15 protein-coding genes are annotated in these 20,520 nt (G+C 58.6%); 4 read left to right on the forward strand and 11 right to left on the reverse strand.

Going from position 1 to position 20,520, the window contains the following annotated elements; translation table 11 throughout:
- Positions 1-244: 244 nt before the first annotated feature.
- From mazG to rlmD, 3 genes are all read right to left on the reverse strand, one after another.
- Positions 245-1,036 carry a nucleoside triphosphate pyrophosphohydrolase gene (gene mazG / locus ABLU50_RS18015; RefSeq protein WP_004205577.1) on the reverse strand — a complete coding sequence of 264 codons (792 nt, stop codon included), beginning with the start codon at positions 1,034-1,036 and terminating at the stop codon, positions 245-247.
- A 111-nt stretch (positions 1,037-1,147) separates the two neighbouring features.
- Positions 1,148-3,385, reverse strand: a complete 2,238-nt coding sequence (gene relA / locus ABLU50_RS18020) for a GTP diphosphokinase (protein ID WP_004205575.1) — start codon at positions 3,383-3,385, stop codon at positions 1,148-1,150.
- A 121-nt stretch (positions 3,386-3,506) separates the two neighbouring features.
- Positions 3,507-4,811 carry a 23S rRNA (uracil(1939)-C(5))-methyltransferase RlmD gene (gene rlmD / locus ABLU50_RS18025; RefSeq protein WP_004205574.1) on the reverse strand — a complete coding sequence of 435 codons (1,305 nt, stop codon included), beginning with the start codon at positions 4,809-4,811 and terminating at the stop codon, positions 3,507-3,509.
- Between the two features lie 112 nt (positions 4,812-4,923).
- Here rlmD and barA point away from each other — a divergent pair, with 112 nt between their 5' ends.
- Positions 4,924-7,674 carry a two-component sensor histidine kinase BarA gene (gene barA / locus ABLU50_RS18030; RefSeq protein ID WP_023319018.1) on the forward strand — a complete coding sequence of 917 codons (2,751 nt, stop codon included), beginning with the start codon at positions 4,924-4,926 and terminating at the stop codon, positions 7,672-7,674.
- A 166-nt stretch (positions 7,675-7,840) separates the two neighbouring features.
- Here barA and ABLU50_RS18035 read toward each other — a convergent pair whose 3' ends face one another.
- From ABLU50_RS18035 to syd, 8 genes are all read right to left on the reverse strand, one after another.
- Positions 7,841-8,980, reverse strand: coding sequence for a glycerate kinase (locus ABLU50_RS18035; protein ID WP_087833245.1), 1,140 nt, complete (start codon positions 8,978-8,980; stop codon positions 7,841-7,843).
- Between the two features lie 72 nt (positions 8,981-9,052).
- On the reverse strand, positions 9,053-10,393 hold the full coding sequence (gene gudD, locus ABLU50_RS18040; RefSeq protein ID WP_032456528.1) for a glucarate dehydratase: 1,341 nt from the start codon (positions 10,391-10,393) through the stop codon (positions 9,053-9,055).
- An 18-nt stretch (positions 10,394-10,411) separates the two neighbouring features.
- Positions 10,412-11,752, reverse strand: coding sequence for an enolase C-terminal domain-like protein (locus ABLU50_RS18045; protein WP_087833244.1), 1,341 nt, complete (start codon positions 11,750-11,752; stop codon positions 10,412-10,414).
- A 2-nt stretch (positions 11,753-11,754) separates the two neighbouring features.
- Complete coding sequence (locus ABLU50_RS18050) at positions 11,755-13,107, reverse strand: MFS transporter (RefSeq protein ID WP_004205562.1); 1,353 nt, start codon at positions 13,105-13,107, stop codon at positions 11,755-11,757.
- A 470-nt stretch (positions 13,108-13,577) separates the two neighbouring features.
- Entirely contained in the window at positions 13,578-14,021 is a 444-nt protein-coding gene (locus tag ABLU50_RS18055; RefSeq protein ID WP_004205560.1) for a flavodoxin, read from the reverse strand.
- Between the two features lie 4 nt (positions 14,022-14,025).
- The gene (gene truC / locus ABLU50_RS18060; protein WP_004205557.1) at positions 14,026-14,820 is read right to left on the reverse strand and encodes a tRNA pseudouridine(65) synthase TruC; all 795 of its coding nucleotides are present in this window, start codon (positions 14,818-14,820) and stop codon (positions 14,026-14,028) included.
- The gene (locus ABLU50_RS18065; protein ID WP_002915249.1) at positions 14,820-15,149 is read right to left on the reverse strand and encodes a YqcC family protein; all 330 of its coding nucleotides are present in this window, start codon (positions 15,147-15,149) and stop codon (positions 14,820-14,822) included. Before ABLU50_RS18065 ends, truC begins: the two co-directional genes overlap by 1 nt.
- A gap of 632 nt (positions 15,150-15,781) precedes the next feature.
- Entirely contained in the window at positions 15,782-16,327 is a 546-nt protein-coding gene (gene syd / locus ABLU50_RS18070; protein WP_004205553.1) for a SecY-interacting protein, read from the reverse strand.
- A 68-nt stretch (positions 16,328-16,395) separates the two neighbouring features.
- On the opposite strand from syd, the gene queF reads away from it, so the two are divergent.
- From queF to ABLU50_RS18085, 3 genes are all read left to right on the forward strand, one after another.
- The gene (gene queF, locus ABLU50_RS18075) at positions 16,396-17,241 is read left to right on the forward strand and encodes an NADPH-dependent 7-cyano-7-deazaguanine reductase QueF (protein WP_004205552.1); all 846 of its coding nucleotides are present in this window, start codon (positions 16,396-16,398) and stop codon (positions 17,239-17,241) included.
- 111 nt (positions 17,242-17,352) lie between these two features.
- Positions 17,353-18,720, forward strand: a complete 1,368-nt coding sequence (ppnN, locus tag ABLU50_RS18080; RefSeq protein ID WP_004205551.1) for a nucleotide 5'-monophosphate nucleosidase PpnN — start codon at positions 17,353-17,355, stop codon at positions 18,718-18,720.
- A 500-nt stretch (positions 18,721-19,220) separates the two neighbouring features.
- A complete protein-coding gene (locus ABLU50_RS18085) occupies positions 19,221-20,510 on the forward strand; it encodes an HAAAP family serine/threonine permease (protein ID WP_323083817.1) in 1,290 nt (429 codons plus the stop codon).
- Positions 20,511-20,520 lie beyond the last annotated feature (10 nt).

Below are 20,520 nucleotides of genomic sequence, written 5' to 3' on the forward strand. Positions count from 1 at the left end.
ACCAGGACGGGAAAGTAGTATACCCGAACATGCGTGACGCCACAAACTTTCATTCTTCCCCTCCCCTTCGTTCTTCAAGTTGCACCTGTGTTGCGACCCGAACAACTCGAAGAGGCAGGCTACATGGTGTTTCAACGACATAACGGAAAGAGAAAATAGACGCTTTTGGCGAAATGTTTTTGACGTAAATCAAGCGCTTGTTATTTATAAAATCACACAAATCGCGCTTGATCACGAAAACTCGTTAGAGATCAGTTTCCTGGCGTTTTACCTGTTGCCATACTTCTTCCATGGTATCGAGGTCGACGCCGGTCATTTCCAGGCCGCGGGCGGCGACAATGCGCTCGACTTCGCGAAAGCGCCGCTCGAACTTGCGGTTCGCTTTTTGCAGCGCCACCTCGGCTTTGACCCCTAAATGGCGGGATAAATTCACCGTGGCGAACAGCAGATCGCCCACTTCCTCTTCCAGTTTCGCTTCATCCACCACCGCCTGCTGCGCTTCATGCATCACTTCATCAATTTCTTCATGCACTTTGTCGAGCACCGGGCCCAGCGAGGTCCAGTCAAAACCGACCGCCGAGCAGCGACGCTGGATTTTATGCGCGCGCATCAGCGCCGGCAGGCTATGCGGAATGTCGTCCAGCGCCGAGTGTTGGGCTTTTTCCGCCCGCTCCGCGCTTTTGATCTGCTCCCAGCGGGCCAGAACTTCGCTGCTGTTTCCCGCGGTGGCATCAGCGAAGATATGGGGATGGCGGCGCTCCAGCTTGTCGCTGATGGCGGCGCAGATATCGTCAAAGTTAAAACGTCCCTCTTCCTGCGCCATCTGCGCATAGAACACCACCTGGAACAGCAGATCGCCCAGCTCACCGCGCAGGTCGTCAAAATCCTCTCGCGAAATAGCGTCCAGCACTTCATAGGTTTCTTCGAGGGTATAGGGGGCGATGGTGGCAAAGGTCTGCTCTTTATCCCACGGGCAGCCGTTTTCCGGGTCGCGCAGGCGGCGCATGATGCCGAGCAAGCGGTCAATTTGAGTCATGTGACAATCCTGGAAATTCAAAAAAAAGTCGGCCGGATAAGGCGTTTCGACCTTATCCGACGTTGCGAAATTGCCGGATGGCGGCTTCGCCTTATCCGGCCTGGAGACGAATTAACCGCCGTGCAGACGACGCGCGTCGATCACATCGGGCACCTGGTTCAGCTTACCGAGCACCCGGCCCAGCACCTGCAGGTTGTAAATCTCGATGGTCATATCGATGGTGGCCAGCTGCTGACGGGTATCGCTGCGGCTGGCAACGCCCAGCACGTTCACCTTCTCATTGGCGAGGATGGTGGTGATATCGCGCAATAACCCGCTGCGATCGTTCGCCTCCACCCTGACCACCAGCGAATATCCCGCCGAGTAGCTTTCGCCCCATACCGCATCGACGATGCGCTCCGGGGCATGCGACTGCAGTTCAGCGAGCTGATCGCAGTCGGCACGATGCACGGAAATCCCGCGCCCTTGAGTGATAAAGCCGACGATCTCATCGCCCGGGATCGGCTGGCAGCAGCGGGCAATATGGTGCATCAGATTGCCAACCCCTTCCACCACCACCCGGCCATTATCCTTGGTGCGGTTCTGCGGAGCATAGGTTTTCTGCTGCAGCTGCTTCAGCGCTGCCGCATCCTGCTCGGCGGCGCTCGGTTTATTGAACTGCGCCTGCAGGAAGTTGACCATCTGGTTGAGACGGATATCGCCGCCGCCGATGGCCGCCAGCAGTTCATCGAGCTCGTTGAAATTGTAGCGCGGCAGCAGGTGCTTTTCCGCATCCTTCAGGCTGATGCCCAGATGCTCCAGCTCGTCATCAAGGATCTGCCGGCCGGCAAGAATGTTTTTGTCGCGATCCTGCTTACGGAACCAGGCGTGAATTTTGGAGCGTCCGCGGCTGGTGGTAACGTAGCCGAGGTTAGGGTTGAGCCAGTCGCGGCTCGGGTTCGGCTGCTTCTGGGTAATAATTTCGATCTGATCGCCCATCTGCAGCTGATAGGTAAACGGCACGATGCGGCCGCCGATTTTAGCGCCGATGCAGCGATGACCGACGTCGCTGTGGATATGGTAGGCAAAATCGAGCGGCGTCGACCCCGCCGGCAGGTCCACCACGTCGCCTTTCGGCGTAAAGACATACACCCGGTCGTCAAAGACCTGGCTGCGCACTTCGTCGAGCATTTCGCCGGAGTCGGCCATCTCTTCCTGCCAGGCAATCAGCTTGCGCAGCCAGGCGATACGGTCCTCATAGCCGCGACCGCCGCTGGTACCCGCTCCCGCGCCCTCTTTGTACTTCCAGTGCGCGGCCACGCCCAGCTCGGCGTCTTCATGCATCTGCCGGGTGCGGATTTGAATCTCCACCGTCTTGCCGCTCGGCCCCAGCACCACGGTGTGGATAGACTGGTAGCCGTTGGGTTTCGGGTTGGCCACGTAATCATCGAACTCATCCGGCAGATGACGGTAGTGAGTATGAACGATCCCCAGCGCGGCATAACAATCCTGCAACCGCTCGGCCACGATGCGCACCGCGCGAACGTCAAACAGCTCGTCAAAGGCGAGGTGTTTTTTCTGCATTTTGCGCCAGATGCTGTAGATATGCTTCGGCCGACCATAGACCTCGGCCTTGACCCCTTCGGCTTTCATTTCTGCCCGCAGGTGGCCGACGAACTCGTCGATATAATGCTCGCGGTCGATACGGCGTTCGTGGAGCAGTTTGGCAATACGCTTGTACTCTGCCGGGTGCAGGTAGCGGAAGCAGTAATCTTCCAGTTCCCACTTCAGCTGGCCGATACCTAAGCGGTTCGCCAGGGGAGCATAGATATTGGTGCACTCTTTCGCCGCCAGCACGCGCTCATCTTCCGGCGCGTCCTTGACCTCGCGCAGATGCGCGATACGTTCGGCAAGCTTGATAACCACGCAGCGGAAATCGTCCACCATCGCCAGCAGCATGCGGCGAATGTTATCCACCTGCTCGGAAGATACTGAGTCGGTATGAGTAGCTTTCAGCTGACGGATGGCGGCCATGTCCCGTACCCCGTGAATCAGGGTCACGACCGATTTACCCACGCTCTCCTGCATAACCGCTTCGCTGACGACTTCGCTGTCGGCCAGCGGGAACAGCAGCGCCGCGCGCAGGGTATCGATATCCATACTTAGGGTGGAGAGGATCTCCACCATTTCGACGCCCCGCCACAGCAGCAGGTCCGCCAGCGGGTGTCCTTGCGTTTTTTCGCGACAATAATCCCAGGTTTCGGCTAAGCGCTCACACGACTGCTGGCTGGAAATCCCCAGACTCGCGATCCATTTCTTCGGGTCAAATTCACCAGCTTTATTAAGATGTGCACTTCTTACCGCAACCATTGTCCTCTCCTTAAGGGACCGGCCTGCCGAAGTCGGCAAGCCTCAACTTTCTACATGTCATCCTGCAGGTCGCGTCAGCATTGATGGCCGGGGCGGCTCTTCTGCGACGTTGTGAATGACCTTATGTAAGCCTGCGCTCAAACAACACCATTGATTCCAGATGACCGGTATGCGGGAACATATCCAGCATCGCCAGGCGTTGAATCTGATATCCAGCCTGCAACAGGGTTTCGCTGTCTCGCGCCAGCGTCGCCGGGTTGCAGGAAACATACACCACCCGCCGCGGCGCCAGTTTTATAATATGCGGCATCACGCCCGGCGCGCCGGCACGGGCTGGGTCCAGCAGCACTTTATCAAAGCCGTGCTTCGCCCAGGCCTGGCGGGTGACATCCTCTTCCAGATTTTCATGGAAGAAGGTGACATTGGATAAACCATTGAGGGCGGCATTTTCCCGCCCCTTCTCCACCAGCGCCGGCACCCCTTCCACCCCGACCACGTGGGCGGCGCGAGTCGCCAGCGGCAGGGTAAAATTGCCCATCCCGCAGAACAGATCCAGCACCCGGTCTTCGGGCTGCAGATCCAGCCACGCCAGCGCGGTACGCACCATCTGCTGATTCACGCCGTCGTTGACCTGGATAAAATCCCGCGGACTGAACACTAAGCGTAGTCCGTCTGAGGTATACCATGGCGCTTCGCCGTGAATATGTTCCAGTATCTCGCTTTGCGGCGCGAGGTACAGGGAAAGACCGTGAGTTTGCGAAAAACGTTCCAGTTTTTCCCTGTCAGCGGCCGGCAGCGCAGCGGTATGGCGCAGCACCATTAGTGGGCCGTTGTCCGCCAGCACCAGCTCGACGTGGCCAAGGCAGCGTAATGCGCTCAGCGCGCTTAAGCACTCGCGCACGGCGGGCAGCAGCGCCTCAAGTTGGGGCACCAAAACAGGGCACTGCACCACATCGACGATCGCTTTGTCGCTGGCCTGACGAAAACCCATCTGCAATTGTTGGGTCTTTGGCTGATAATTCAAGCTTAAGCGCGCGCGACGGCGATAGCCCCACGGCTCGCCGGCGATGATCTCATCCACCTCGCGCTTCATCAGGCGCGCCAGCGCGGCGCGTTTACTTTGCTGCTGAAGCGTGATGCTGGCATGCTGCTGTTGGCAGCCGCCGCACACGCCAAAATGGGGGCAGCGAGGCGCCTGGCGCTGCGGGCTGTCGGTCAGACGGCGTTTTACCTGGGCGCGGGCGTACTGCTTTTTGTCTTCCACCAGCACCACCTCAGCCTGCTCCTGCGGCAGCACGCCGCCGACGAACAGCGCTTTCCCCTGGTGGCGGGCCACGCCCTGGCCAAAGGGATCGAGGTCGTTGACTGTAACGGTTATGATCTGGCGCGTCGTCACACGCCGTTTTGCAGAGTAGAATTGCGCCATCGTAGAGAGTTGTCTCAATCAAATAAAACGAGCTCGTTCAGAGCGGCAGCGCCGCGAAGCGCACCGACGCGCACCGAACGATGATGTCTATATTCTCCCATAATGGAACCGCATGACCAACTACAGCCTGCGTGCTCGCATGATGATTCTGATTCTGGCGCCAACCGTCCTGATAGGGCTGTTGCTCAGTGTTTTCTTTGTCGCTCACCGTTATAACGACCTGCAACGTCAGCTGGAGGACGCCGGCACCAGCATTATTGAGCCGCTGGCAGTCTCCAGCGAATATGGCATGAATCTGCAAAACCGCGAATCCATCGGCCAGTTGATCAGCGTTCTGCATCGTCGCCACTCGGAGATCGTGCGGGCCATCTCGGTGTACGATTCGCATAACCGCCTGTTTGTCACCTCCAATTACCAGCTCAACCCCAGCGACCTGCAGATCCCAAAAGGCGAGGCGTTTCCCCGTCGTCTCAGCGTCATCCGCGACGGCGACATGATGATCCTGCGCACGCCGATCGTCTCGGAAAGTTATTCGCCGGATGAATCCCCCGAATCCGATGCCAAAATGCCGGGCAATATGCTGGGCTACGTCGCGCTGGAGCTGGATCTGAAATCGGTCCGCCTGCAGCAGTACAAAGAGATTTTCATCTCCAGCGTGATGATGCTGTTCTGCATCGGTATTGCGCTGATCTTCGGCTGGCGCCTGATGCGCGACGTCACCGGCCCTATCCGCAATATGGTCAATACCGTCGACCGCATCCGCCGCGGGCAGCTGGACAGTCGGGTCGAGGGCTTTATGCTCGGCGAGCTGGATATGCTGAAAAACGGCATCAACTCGATGGCCATGTCGCTGGCGGCGTACCATGAGGAGATGCAGCACAACGTCGACCAGGCCACCTCCGATCTGCGGGAAACCCTTGAGCAGATGGAGATTCAGAACGTCGAACTGGACCTGGCGAAAAAGCGCGCCCAGGAGGCGGCGCGCATTAAGTCTGAATTCCTGGCCAATATGTCCCACGAACTGCGCACCCCGCTCAATGGGGTGATCGGCTTTACCCGCCTGACGCTGAAAACCGATCTCAACGCCACGCAGCGCGACCACCTGACCACCATCGAACGCTCGGCCAATAATCTGCTGGCGATCATCAACGACGTGCTCGACTTTTCCAAGCTGGAGGCGGGGAAACTGATCCTGGAGAGTATTCCGTTCCTGCTGCGCACCTCGCTTGATGAGGTGGTCACCCTGCTGGCGCATTCCGCGCATGATAAGGGGCTGGAGCTGACGCTGAACATTAAGAACAACGTGCCGGATAACGTCATCGGCGACCCGCTGCGTCTGCAGCAGATTGTGACCAACCTCGTGGGCAACGCCATCAAATTTACCGAGCACGGTAATATCGACGTGCTGGTGGAGCAGCGGGCCATCAGTAATTCGCGGGTGCAGATCGAAATTCAGATCCACGATACCGGCATCGGCATCCCCGAGCGCGATCAGTCCCGGCTGTTCCAGGCCTTCCGTCAGGCCGATGCCAGTATTTCACGCCGCCACGGCGGCACCGGGCTCGGGCTGGTGATCACCCAACGTCTGGTCAAGGAAATGGGCGGCGATATCTCGTTTCACAGTCAGCCGAACCGCGGCTCCACCTTCTGGTTCCATATCAACCTCGATCTCAACCCGAACGCCATCCCGGATATGCTGAATACCGACGGGCTGGCGGGCAAGCGTCTGGCCTATGTGGAAGCCAACGCGACGGCGGCGCAGTGCACGCTGGAGATGCTGGCCGCCACGCCGCTGGAGGTGATCTACAGCCCCACCTTCTCCTCGCTGGCGGAAGCCCAGTACGACATTCTGCTGGTCGGTATCCCGGTCTCAATGCGCGATTTGTCACCGCACCGGGAAAAATTGGCCAAAGCCTGCGCGATGTCAGACAACGTACTGCTGGCTCTGCCGTGTCATGCCCAGGTTAGCGCCGAAGCCCTGAAACGCGATGGCGTCGCCGCCTGCCTGTTGAAACCGCTCACCACTACCCGTTTACTGCCAGCGCTGGTGGCCACCAATCATGCGACAGCCTCCGCGCCGTTGACGCAGGCCGACAGTCATAAGCTGCCGATGACCGTGATGGCCGTCGACGACAACCCGGCAAACCTGAAGCTCATTGGCGCCCTGCTGGATGACCTTGTGCAGCAGGTGATCCTCTGCGACAGCGGCCAGCAGGCGGTGGACAAGGCCAAGCAACTGCAGATGGATCTGATCCTGATGGATATTCAGATGCCGGATATGGACGGCATCCGCGCTTGTGAGCTTATCCATCATCTGCCGCATCACCAGCTAACGCCGGTTATCGCCGTCACCGCACACGCCCTGGAGGGCCAGCGCGAGAAGCTCCTGAGCGCCGGCATGAACGACTATCTGGCGAAGCCGATCGAAGAAGAGAAACTGCACGCCCTGCTGCTGCGCTATCAGCCCGGAGTACACAGTATCGCCCCGGCGGCGATACCGCCCACAGAGCCGGTCATCGACCATAACCAGACACTCGACTGGCAGCTGGCGCTGCGCCAGGCGGCGATGAAGCCAGATCTGGCGAGGGAGATGCTGCAGATGCTGATCGCTTTTATGCCGGAGGTACGTAACAAAGTGGAAGAGCAACTGGTTGGCGAGCAGCCGGAAGGGCTGGTGGATCTGATCCACAAACTGCATGGCAGCTGCAGCTACAGCGGCGTGCCGCGGCTGAAAAAGCTGTGCCACACTCTGGAGAGCCAGCTGCGCGCAGGCACCGCCGCCGAGGATCTGGAGCCGGAGCTGCTTGAGCTGTTAGATGAGATGGACAATGTGGCGCGCGAAGCGTGCCGGATGGGGGTGTAAACCCCGGATAGCGGCGCTATGCGCCTCATCCGGGCTACGCCCTACGGTCCGGTATTCGGTTGGTAGCCCCGGTAAGCGTAAGCGCCACCGGGGATGGTTCCCGGATCGCGGTGCTACGCACCTTATCCGGGCTACAAATACCACTGCGCCAGCCGGGATACCTCAATTACAGCTTACCGCCCATCTGCAAAACCGCGGCGACGTTTCGCGCCGTCATCCGCAGATTGGTGGCGGCATTGGCCAGCGCTTCATCCAGAGTGCAGATGGTGTACAACACGCTGAATACCGCATCCAGCCCGTGCTGATGCACGACGCCGACATCGGCGGTCAGGCTGCCGGCAATCCCGATCACCGGTACGTTAAATCGCTTCGCCACCCGGGCCACCCCCACCGGCACCTTACCGTGGATAGTCTGACTGTCGATACGCCCTTCGCCGGTGATCACTAAATCAGCATCCGCCACCCGCTCCGCCAGCTGCAGCGCATCGGTGACAATCTCAATGCCCGGGCGCAGCTGAGCGCCGCAAAACGCATACAGCGCCGCGCCCATCCCGCCCGCCGCGCCGCCGCCTTCCAGGCTCAGCACGTCGCAATCTAAATCACGGGCGATGATCCGGGCATAGTGCCGCAGGCCGCCGTCAAGCCGGTCAATCATCTGCGCCGTCGCCCCTTTTTGCGGGCCGAATACCGCGCTGGCGCCCTGCGGGCCGGTCAACGGGTTGGTAACGTCGCAGGCCACTTCAATCCGACAATCTGCCAGCCGTGGATCCAGCTCGCTAAGATCGATGCGCGCCAGCGTCTCCAGCGCACCGCCCCCTGGCGCGATCTGCTGACCGTCGGCGGTCAGCAGTTTCGCCCCCAGCGCCTGCGCCATGCCGGCGCCGCCGTCATTGGTCGCGCTGCCGCCAATGCCAATAATGATCTGCCGCACACCAGCTTCCAGCGCATGGCGGATGAGCTCCCCGGTGCCCCAGGAGGTGGTCAGCAGCGGGTTACGCTGCGCCGGGGGAACGCTTTCCAGCCCGCTGGCCGCCGCCATTTCGATAAAGGCGCACTGGCGATCGCCGGACAGCCCATAAAATGCCTCTACCGGCTCCCCCAGCGGCCCGGTCACCGTCAGCGGAACCTGATGCCCGCCGGTCGCCGCCACCATGGCTTCCACCGTCCCTTCCCCGCCGTCGGCAACCGGCAGCCTGACATATTCCGCGTCAGGATAAATCTCGCGAAAGCCTTGCTCTATCGCACTGGCTACTTCCAGCGCGCTCAGGCTCTCCTTCCAGGAATCCGGTGCGATCACTATTTTCATCTGCAGTCCTTACTCTGAGCTAACCCTTGTGGCTATCGCGCAATGCCGGCCCCCGCAGAGGCCGGCGGCCTTTTAGCGCACCATGCATGGACGCTTGTTGTCAAAGGTCCAGCCCGGGATCAGGTACTGCATCGCCATCGCATCGTCGCGGGCGCCAAGGCCATGTTTCTTATATAGCTCATTTGCCTGCATTACGCGGTCCATATCCAGCTCAACCCCCAGACCCGGCGTGCTCGGCACCTGCACCATTCCGCCTTTAATTTCAAACGGTTGTTTGGTCAGACGCTGATTGCCCTCCTGCCAGATCCAGTGGGTATCGATAGCGGTGATCTTGCCCGGCGCCGCAGCCGCAACGTGGGTGAACATCGCCAGCGACACGTCGAAGTGGTTATTAGAGTGCGAACCCCAGGTCAGGCCAAACTCATGGCACATCTGCGCCACGCGAACCGATCCCTGCATGGTCCAGAAGTGCGGGTCCGCCAGCGGGATATCCACCGACTGCAGGGAGAGCGTATGGCCCATCTGCCGCCAGTCGGTGGCGATCATATTGGTGGCGGTCGGCAGGCCCGTCGCGCGACGGAACTCCGCCATCACTTCGCGGCCGGAGAAGCCCTGCTCAGCGCCGCACGGATCCTCCGCATAGGCCAGCACTCCCTTCAGCTGCTTGCCAATCTGAATGGCTTCTTCAAGCAGCCAGGCGCCGTTCGGATCGAGGGTCACGCGGGCATTCGGGAAGCGCTTCGCCAGGGCGCCGATCGCTTCGGCTTCTTCAAAACCGGCCAGCACGCCGCCCTTCAGCTTAAAGTCGTTGAAGCCATATTTTTCATACGCCGCTTCCGCGAGGCGGACCACCGCATCCGGCGTCATCGCCTCTTCATGGCGCAGGCGATACCACTCGCATTGTTCATCCGGCTGGCTCTGATAGGCCAGCGGCGTGGCGTGGCGGTTACCGATAAAGAACAGGTAGCCCAGCATTTCAACTTCGCTGCGCTGTTGTCCATCGCCGAGCAGCGAGGCGACGTTGACCCCAAGGTGCTGGCCCAGCAGGTCCAGCAGCGCCGCTTCGATTCCGGTCACCACGTGGATGGTGGTGCGCAGGTCAAAGGTCTGCAGGCCGCGGCCGCCGGCGTCACGGTCGGCGAACTGATTGCGCACCGCACCGAGCACGTTTTTATACTCGCCCAGCGTTTTGCCCACCACCAGCGGAATGGCATCCTCCAGAGTCTGGCGAATTTTTTCGCCCCCCGGAATTTCACCGACGCCGGTATGGCCGGCGTTATCTTTGATAATCACGATATTGCGGGTGAAGTACGGAGCGTGGGCCCCGCTCAGATTCATCAGCATACTGTCATGGCCGGCAACCGGGATCACCTGCATGGTGGTGACAACGGGCGTGGAAGAGAAAGTCGTCATAGCATCATCCTTTTGTAATTAGTGGCGGCCGAAAACGGGACGTTTGCGGTCGAATGTCCAGCCGGGGATCAGGTACTGCATCGGGCCCGCGTCGTTGCGCGCGCCGCCCGGCAGCGCTTTATAGGCCTCATGGGCTTTGCGCACCTGCTCCCAGTCAAGTTCCACGCCGAGTCCCGGCGCATCTGGCACGGCAATCTTGCCGTTAATAATCTGCAACGGATTTTTGGTCAGGCGCGCCTCGCCTTCCTGCCAGATCCAGTGGGTGTCGATGGCGGTGGGCTGACCCGGCGCCGCGGCGCCGACGTGGGTAAACATCGCCAGGGAAATATCAAAATGGTTGTTGGAATGGCAGCCCCAGGTCAGCCCCCATTCGTCGCACAGCTGCGCCACTCGTACCGCGCCGGAGAGCGTCCAGAAGTGCGGGTCCGCCAGGGGAATATCGACGGCGTTGAGCATCACCGCATGACCCATCTCGCGCCAGTTAGTGGCGATCATATTGGTGGCGACCGGTAGCCCAGTGGCGCGGCGGAACTCGGCCATCACCTCCCGGCCGGAAAAACCCTGCTCGGCGCCGCACGGATCTTCGGCGTAGGTCAGAACATCCTGCAGCCCTTTGCACAGGGCGATCGCCTCATCCAGCAGCCAGGCGCCGTTAGGATCGACGGTGATGCGCGCGTCCGGAAAGCGCTTTTTCAGCGCCCGGGCGGTGTCAATTTCCTGCTCGCCGGGCAGCACGCCGCCCTTCAGCTTAAAATCTTTGAAACCGTAGCGATCCTGAGCGGCTTCCGCCAGGCGCACCACCGCTTCGCTGCTCAACGCCTGCTGGTGGCGCAGGCGATACCATTCGTGATCGCCCGGCGTATGGTCCAGATAACCAAGGTCGGTTTTCTGCCGATCGCCGATATAGAACAGGTAGCCCAGCACGGTGACGGCATCACGCTGCTTGCCCGGCCCCAGCAGCTCGCAGACCGGCACATTGAGCACCTTGCCGAGCAGATCGAGCAGCGCGGCCTCCAGCGCCGCTACCGCGTTGACTTTCAGTTCAAAGGTCCACGCCCCTTTGCCAAAGGTGTCGAAATCCGCCGCCTGATTGCCTTTGTGTACCTGCTGCACCACGCGATTCAGTCTGGCGACCTCCTGATCTACCACCTGCGGGATCGCCGCCAGCAGCGTCTGGTAGATAACCTCACCGCCAGGGGCTTCGCCCACGCCGGTGTTGCCGGCGTTATCGGTCAACACCACGATATTGCGGGTAAACCAGGCGTTATGCGCCCCACCGATGTTCAGCAGCATGCTGTCGTGTCCGGCCACCGGAATGACCTTCATCTCTGTAATAATCGGGCTGGATTGGGTAGTCATGATTAACGTCCCGCTACAGGTTTCAGTTCAATACGTTTGATGTCGCCCACCAGCACCAGGTAGCTCAGCACTGCCACCAGGGCATGGATGCCGACGTAAACCAGCGCCCCGTTGAACGAGCCGGTGGTGCCGACGATATAGCCGATAGCGATCGGGGTGACGATACCGGAGATATTGCCGAACATGTTGAACAGGCCGCCGGAAAGACCGCTAATCTCTTTCGGCGCGGTATCCGCCATCACCGCCCAGCCAAGCGCGCCGATCCCTTTGCCGAAGAAGGCCATCGCCATAAAGCCAATCACCATCCACTCCACGTTGACATAGTTACACATCAGCATGGTCATGGAGAGCAGCATCCCCAGTACTATCGGCGTTTTGCGGGCAATGTTCAGCGAGCCGGTGCGGCGCATTAACCAGTCAGAGATCACCCCGCCCAGCACCCCGCCGACGAACCCGCACACCGCCGGAACGGAGGCGACAAACCCCGCTTTGAGGATCGACATGCCGCGCGCCTGCACCAGGTAAACCGGGAACCAGGTAATAAAGAAATAGGTCAGGGCGTTAATGCAGTACTGACCGATATAGATGCCGATCATCATCCGCGATCCGATCAGCTGCTTGATTTGGCCCATTTTGACGCTGAACGGCACCTTCTGCGCGCTGCTCTTTTGATCCATGTTGATCAGGGCGCCGCCTTCGGCGATATATTCCAGTTCCTTCTTGTTTACTCCCGGATGGTTGTTCGGATCGTGGATCACTTTCAGCCAGACAAAGCTAATCACAATCCCCAGGCCGCCCATAAAGAAGAAGACGTGCGACCAGCCCACCTCATGCGTCAGCCAGCCCATGATCGGCGCGAAGATAACGGTGGCAAAGTACTGAGCGGAGTTGAAGATCGCCACCGCCGTGCCGCGCTCCTGCGCCGGGAACCAGGCGGCCACGATACGGCTGTTACCCGGGAACGACGGCGATTCGGCCAGGCCAACGAGGAAACGCAGGGTAAACAGCGCGACGATAATGCCAAAGCCGCTGAAGATGTCGACGAAGCCCTGCAGCAGGGTAAACATCGACCAGATGAAGATCGACCAGAAATAGACTCGCTTCGAACCGAAACGGTCGAGCAGCCAGCCGCCCGGGATCTGGCCGATGACATAAGCCCATGAGAACGCGGAGAAGACATACCCCATCCCCACCGGATCCAGGCCGATATCTTTGGCCATTTCCGAACCGGCGATCGACAGCGTCGCCCGGTCGCCATAGTTAAAAGAGGTGACGATAAACAGCATCACCACTATCCAGTAGCGGGCATTGGTGCGCTTTTCAGCCGCCGTCGCCGCCTGACTTAATGAACTCATTGTTGTACTCCTGAATCATAGCGTTTAGCTACGTTCATTCTGAACAGCACAACCTGTAGGGTAATCAGAATGACGTGGTCGTGTTTTGATAGTTGTCGTTATATCTGGCACTGCATTTGTCACTGGCTGGAGCAGTATATGAAGAGGCACACCGCGGCTCACCGTGCATCTACACAGCTTTTACGCCGCTATTGCAGGTGGTTTATGGCGTATGCCTGAAAGAATGGGGGGAAGTTCACGGAAATGAAAAACCAGCGCCGCGGGTGGTCAAAAGGGCAGCAAAAAGAGCCGGAGTGTGAAATACCTCTCTTGACGCGGTGAAACTGGCTAGCTTAAACCATGATATTGATAAGGATATTGTGCATTTGCCTGAAGGCGTGCGGCCCGGAAAGAGCTACACTTTTGCTGTCCGCGTATCTGGCCGCGACAGCTTGAAAGGGCGCCCTCTGCGTAGGGAGAGGGCAGCGCTTTTATTCTAGCAGGGTAGCCCACTGCTCAACCCATGGATTAGAGACGCTCTCCGGCTCCGGATCTTCGCTGGCGTCAATCTTCAGCATCTCGCCGATGCGCTTCGCGCCCTGCTCCTGCAGTAGCTGATCGAACTTCAGGCCGCCGCCGCAAAAGTTGGCGTAGGTGCTGTCGCCCAGCGCGATAATGCCGTAGCGCAGGTGAGGTTGATACATATCTTTGATGCCCTCATACAGCGGGACGATGCTGTCCGGCAGATCGCCCTGCCCGGTGGTGGAGGTGACCACCAGCACATACTTGCCCGTATAGGATTCCCAGTCGTTGACCTGCGGATCCTCATACACGGTAGCCTTGTGTCCCAGTCCGCTGAGGATCGCTTCTGCTTCTTCCGCAACCAGCAGCGAGTTGCCGTACATGGTGCCGACAAAAATTCCGACTTCCGCCATGCTATTATCTCCCAGGATTGTCCTTATTCTCTTCATCCTGACCGCAGTCGTCGGCAAACTCAACCCTTTCATTTAGCGGGAGAAGCCCGCGCCAGCCAAACTGCGACAGCGCACGCATCCAGACGTCGTCAAAACCGGCGCGCAGGGTCAGCGGCTCACCGGTAAAGGGATGAGTTAACGACAGTTCGCTGGCGTGCAGCATCAGGCGGTGGCAGCCGAAATGCTCCGCGGCGCTGCGGTTTTGCCGCAGATCGCCGTGCTTGCTGTCGCCGAGGATCGGATGACGCAGGTGGGCCAGATGGCGGCGCAGCTGGTGCTTGCGGCCGGTTTTCGGCTCCAGTTCCACCAGCCCGTAGCGCGTGGTGGGATAACGCCCGGTAGCGACCGGCATCTCTACCGTCGCCAGACCACGATAATGGGTCACCGCCGGCTGCGGGCCTTTATCTTCGCGGGCGAACTTATCGGCGATTTTATCCAGCTCTTCCACCAGCGGATAATCGAGCAGCGCCTCTTCCATCAGCCAGCCGCGGACGATCGCATGGTAGCGCTTCTGGATCTGATGCTGCTCGAACTGCTGCGCCAGCAGCCGACCCGCCTCGCTTGACAGTCCCATGAGCAGGACACCGGAGGTGGGCCGGTCGAGGCGATGGGCGGTAAAAACGTGCTGACCGATCTGGTCGCGCACGGTCTGCATCACCACCACTTTCTCATCGCGATCGAGCCAGCTGCGGTGCACCAGCCAGCCCGACGGTTTGTTGACCGCCACCAGCCAGTCGTCCTGGTAGATTATCTCCAGCATCAGGCCTGCTCACCGGCAAACAGCGCGTCCAGCAGCAGCAGCTCCGCCAGCATGGATTCGCGAACCGGGTGGGCTTGATCCAGCGCCATTTCGTAATACGGCGCAACGGCGAAATTTTGCGGCAGCGGCTGGCCGCTCTCCAGCAGCTGATGCATACGCGGGATCAGGACCCACTGCAGCCACTCCAGCGGCTCCAGGGTATCCAGGCAAAACGGCTTATCGCTGGCGAAGGCGCTGCTGTCCGGCGCCGTCTCCTGCCAGTGCTCTGTTTCGCGCAGCAGGGCTTCAATGGCGCGCAGGCGATCGCGCACGCTATCGTGAAGAGTCATGGGGGAAACCTCGATGAGTTAAAAACCGGGCGCAGGATAGCAAATCCGCAGGAGAAATAAAAAAAGGGAGCACTGTATAAACAGTGCTCCCGGTTCGTTTTGCAGCATTCCCGCTACATTGGTGCTCCCTGCTCGTCCTTGAAAACTTTTCCTGAGGTCTCCTGACCATGTTCATCCATAAACTCGTGCATCCTGCTTTCACACCACCCCGATGTGAAATGACTTATCCTTAAGTTTGTCCCGATCTTCCTGATCCACCGTTCATCCTGAGCGGCTCTCATTCTCCATCCTGGAGGTGTCCATTACGCGATCCTGCGTTATCCTTGCTTCATCCTGAAGCCTGTCCTTGCAACGCCATCCTGGCGGGTCCTGCAGAAGCGCCATCATCCTGATGTTCGCTTCATTTCGCGACTTCCTGTCGACAGACATAGGATCACTGATTCTGCCTCTTCTTACAACCCTTCTTGAGACAATCTCTTAAGATTAGTCCCCACTCAAAAGGACGAAAAAATTAAGATCTAATTTAATACCAATAACTTAACAAAAAAAGATTGGATTAAATTTGCCTTAAATGATGATGATCTCTTACAGGTTTTGTAAGAGATCTCTCACAAATGACCAGGCAGACTGGATTACAGCACCGGCTCAAGCTGGTTGAGGAAACCCGCAAGCGAGGGGGAAAGGGTGAGGCGTTTGGCGGTGCCGAGGGTCTCTTTGACGACTTCACCGCTGAGATTACAGACGGAAATGACATCCAGTTCACTCTCGAGGGTAGCGATGAACAGCGTCGGCGCCAGCTTCAGCCGCTTCTGCACCACCAGGTGCCCGATGAGGTTTTCCTGCACCCGCTGGAAATCCTCTTCACTCCAGGTCTGCAGCAGCGTTAGCGTTTCGCCGGCGAACCGGCCGGTCATATCGCCGGCAAACTGAGTGGTATAATAAGAATGAAGCGGCTGTTGTACCACAATATCCAGGGCGCGTTCAACCGCACTGATATTTTGCGCCAGCGAAAACGGCTGCGGCTGCCAGAAAACGGCCTCGTCCTGGGTGTCGACGACGCAAGGCGACGGGACGCCGTAAAGCTCTTCACTGCGCGGCAGGCTGTGGCGCTGCTGCTGCCAGGCGGCGCAATAACGTTGGGTAAAAGCATGCAGCGCTTCTGCGGTCTGATGGTCCACCGGTTTCTCTCTTCACGTTAGACAGGATACACTGGGGTAATAGTGTACCCGCTTTACTATGGTGAAACATGTCTTCTTACGATAATCATCAGGCGCTGGCCGGCCTGACGCTCGGTAAATCAACTGATTACCGCGATACCTATGACGCCTCGCTGCTGCAGGGCGTTCCGCGCAGCCTTAACCGCGACCCGCTTGGCCTGCATGCCGACAACCTGCCGTTTCACGGCGCCGATATTTGGACGCTCTACGAACTCTCCTGGCTGAACGGCAAAGGCCTGCCGCAGGTGGCCGTCGGCCACGTCGAACTGCCCGACACCACCGTCAATCTGGTGGAATCAAAAAGCTTTAAGCTCTATCTCAACAGCTTCAACCAGACGCGTTTCGCCAGCTGGCAGGAGGTTGAAGAGACGTTAACCCGCGATCTGAGCGCCTGCGCGCAGGGCGAGGTCAAGGTGTCGCTGTACCGTCTGGATGAACTGGAAGGCCAGCCGATTGCCCACCTGCACGGCGCCTGCATCGACGATCAGGATATCGAGATCGATAACTATCAGTTCAGCGCCGACTACCTGCAGGGCGCCGCCAGCGGCAAAATCGTGGAAGAGACGCTGGTCAGCCATCTGCTGAAGTCCAACTGCCTGATCACCCACCAGCCGGACTGGGGCTCGGTGCAGATCCAGTATCGTGGGGCGAAAATCGACCGCGAGCAGCTCCTGCGCTATCTGGTTTCTTTTCGCCACCATAACGAATTCCATGAGCAGTGCGTCGAGCGCATCTTTAACGATATTCTCCGTTTCTGCCAGCCGGAATCGCTTTCCGTTTACGCCCGCTATACGCGACGCGGCGGTCTGGATATCAACCCCTGGCGCAGCAACGGCGACTTTTCCCCTGCCACCGGCCGCCTCGCCCGGCAATAATAAACATTTTCACAATTTGCGTGCGTTTAGGCGCACGCAAGGTTGTGAAAACGCCGCTCGCAGGGCTATTGTAATCACAGGAAGACCATAAGCGTCCTGTAAGGAGTTCACTTGATTACACATGTTAGCCCGCTTGGTTCAATGGATATGCTGTCGCAGCTGGAAGTGGATATGCTTAAGCGCACCGCCAGCAGCGACCTGTATCAACTGTTTCGCAACTGCTCGCTTGCTGTGCTCAACTCGGGGAGCCTGACCGATAACAGCAAGGAGCTCCTGTCCCGTTTTGAAAATTTCGATATTAACGTGCTGCGTCGCGAACGCGGCGTGAAGCTGGAACTGATCAACCCGCCGGAAGACGCCTTCGTTGACGGGCGCATTATTCGTTCCCTGCAGGCCAACCTGTTCGCCGTACTGCGCGACATCCTCTTCGTGTACGGCCAGATCCACAATACCGTTCGCTTCCCGAACCTCGATCTCGAAAGTTCGGTCCATATCACCAACCTGGTGTTCTCGATCCTGCGCAACGCCCGCGCGCTACACGTCGGCGAAGCGCCGAACATGATCGTCTGCTGGGGCGGCCACTCGATCAACGAAAACGAATATCTCTACGCCCGCCGCGTCGGTACGCAGCTGGGACTGCGGGAACTGAATATCTGCACCGGCTGCGGGCCTGGCGCGATGGAAGCGCCGATGAAAGGCGCCGCCGTCGGCCACGCGCAGCAGCGCTACAAAGACAGCCGCTTTATCGGCATGACCGAACCGTCCATTATCGCCGCAGAACCGCCAAACCCGCTGGTCAATGAACTGATCATCATGCCGGACATCGAAAAGCGTCTGGAGGCCTTCGTGCGCATCGCCCACGGGATCATCATCTTCCCGGGCGGCGTCGGCACCGCCGAAGAACTGCTCTACCTGCTGGGTATTCTGATGCATCCGGATAACAAAGCGCAGGTGCTGCCGCTGATCCTCACCGGGCCGAAAGAGAGCGCTGACTACTTCCGCGTGCTGGACGAATTTATCACCCATACCCTGGGCGAATCCGCCCGTCGCCACTACCGGATCATCATCGACGACCCGGCGGAAGTGGCGCGGCAGATGAAAAAAGCGATGCCGCTGGTGAAAGAGAGCCGTCGCGAGACCGACGATGCCTACAGCTTCAACTGGTCGATTCGTATCTCGCCGGACCTGCAGATGCCGTTTGATCCGACCCATGAAAACATGGCCAACCTCAAACTCTCCCCGGACCAGCCGGTGGAAGTGCTGGCCGCCGACCTGCGCCGCGCCTTCTCCGGCATTGTCGCAGGTAACGTCAAAGAGGTGGGCATCCAGGCCATCGAGCAGTACGGTCCATACAAGCTGCACGGCGACCCGGAGATGATGCGCCGCATGGACGATCTGCTGCAGGGCTTCGTCGCCCAGCACCGCATGAAGCTTCCTGGCGGTACCGCCTATATTCCCTGCTACGAAATCATCGCCTGATTTCCGTCCCGCCGGGGCAGCGCCTGTTGCCCCGGCGGGCACGCTTTCTTTGACTTCCAAAACGCGCCAAAAACCTTTCTGTGACTAATCAAACACCTGAATTGTTTTTACATAGCCAATCGTTTGCGTTAGTAAAAACTGCGACAATTATCACTGCAAAAAATGGTTTTAAGCGCAAAAACGTCGACCACTTCTCTTTTTTACAGTAAATCCCTCGTTATTACGCCGCCCCGCTTTTATCTCATATGCTGCAAATGGTAGCCTGCGCGCCACAAATCGCTGGCTGATCACCAAAAACAGGCTGTTGGACTAAAAATACGCACATTGAAAGTGGATTATTGCATTTGAGATCGCGATCACTGATGCATAAACCATATAAATGTATCTTTCCGGCCCAATTATTACGGAGAAAATTTCTAAAAAAACCGTAATTAAACGAATTTCGTGTTACGCAATTGTATTTGTTCATTAGATTTTGTTGATTCCTCCAGGAGATACAGATGGAAACCACTCAAACCAGCACCATCGTTTCGGGCGAAACCCGCAGCGGATGGCGTAAAACTGACACCATGTGGATGCTGGGCCTGTACGGTACAGCGATCGGCGCGGGCGTCTTGTTCCTGCCGATCAACGCCGGCGTCGGCGGCATGATCCCCCTGATTATCATGGCGATTCTGGCCTTCCCGATGACCTTCTTCGCCCACCGCGGTATGACCCGCTTCGTGCTCTCCGGCAAAAACCCGGGCGAAGACATTACTGAAGTGGTTGAAGAACACTTCGGCGTAGGCGCAGGTAAGCTGATTACCCTGCTCTACTTCTTCGCTATCTATCCAATCCTGTTGGTCTACAGCGTGGCGATCACCAATACCGTCGAAAGCTTCATGGCGCACCAGCTGCACATGACGCCGCCACCGCGCGCTATTCTGTCGCTGATCCTGATCGTCGGCATGATGACCATCGTGCGTTTCGGTGAGCAGATGATTGTAAAAGCGATGAGCGTGCTGGTGTTCCCGTTCGTTATCGCCCTGATGGTGTTGGCGCTGTACCTGATCCCGCAGTGGAACGGCGCGGCGCTGGAGACCCTCTCCCTGAGCGGTGCCTCCGTCACCGGCAACGGCCTGCTGATGACCCTGTGGCTGGCGATCCCGGTAATGGTCTTCTCTTTCAACCACTCGCCGATCATCTCCTCCTTCGCGGTTGCCAAGCGTGAAGAGTACGGCGAAGGCGCCGAGAAAAAATGCTCCAGCATCCTGGCTCGCACCCACATCATGATGGTGCTGACCGTGATGTTCTTCGTCTTCAGCTGCGTCCTGAGCCTCTCTCCGGCAGACCTGGCGGCGGCGAAAGAGCAGAACATCTCGATTCTGTCTTACCTGGCGAACCACTTTAACGCGCCAATCATTGCCTGGATGGCGCCGATCATCGCGATGATCGCCATCACCAAATCCTTCCTCGGCCACTACCTTGGCGCCCGCGAAGGCTTTAATGGCATGGTGATTAAGTCCCTGCGCGGTAAAGGCAAATCGATCGAAATCAACAAACTGAACAAGCTGACCGCGCTGTTCATGCTGGTTACCACCTGGATTGTAGCGACGCTGAACCCGAGCATCCTCGGCATGATCGAGACCCTGGGCGGCCCGATTATCGCGATGATCCTGTTCCTGATGCCGATGTACGCGATTCAGAAAGTGCCGGCGATGCGTAAATACAGCGGCCACGTTAGCAACGTCTTCGTGGTGATTATGGGTCTGATTGCCATCTCCGCGATCTTCTACTCGCTGTTCAGCTAATTCAGTCAAC

Origin of the sequence: Klebsiella sp. GG_Kp173, assembly GCF_040062415.1 — a bacterium.
Taxonomy (GTDB): domain Bacteria; phylum Pseudomonadota; class Gammaproteobacteria; order Enterobacterales; family Enterobacteriaceae; genus Klebsiella; species Klebsiella quasipneumoniae.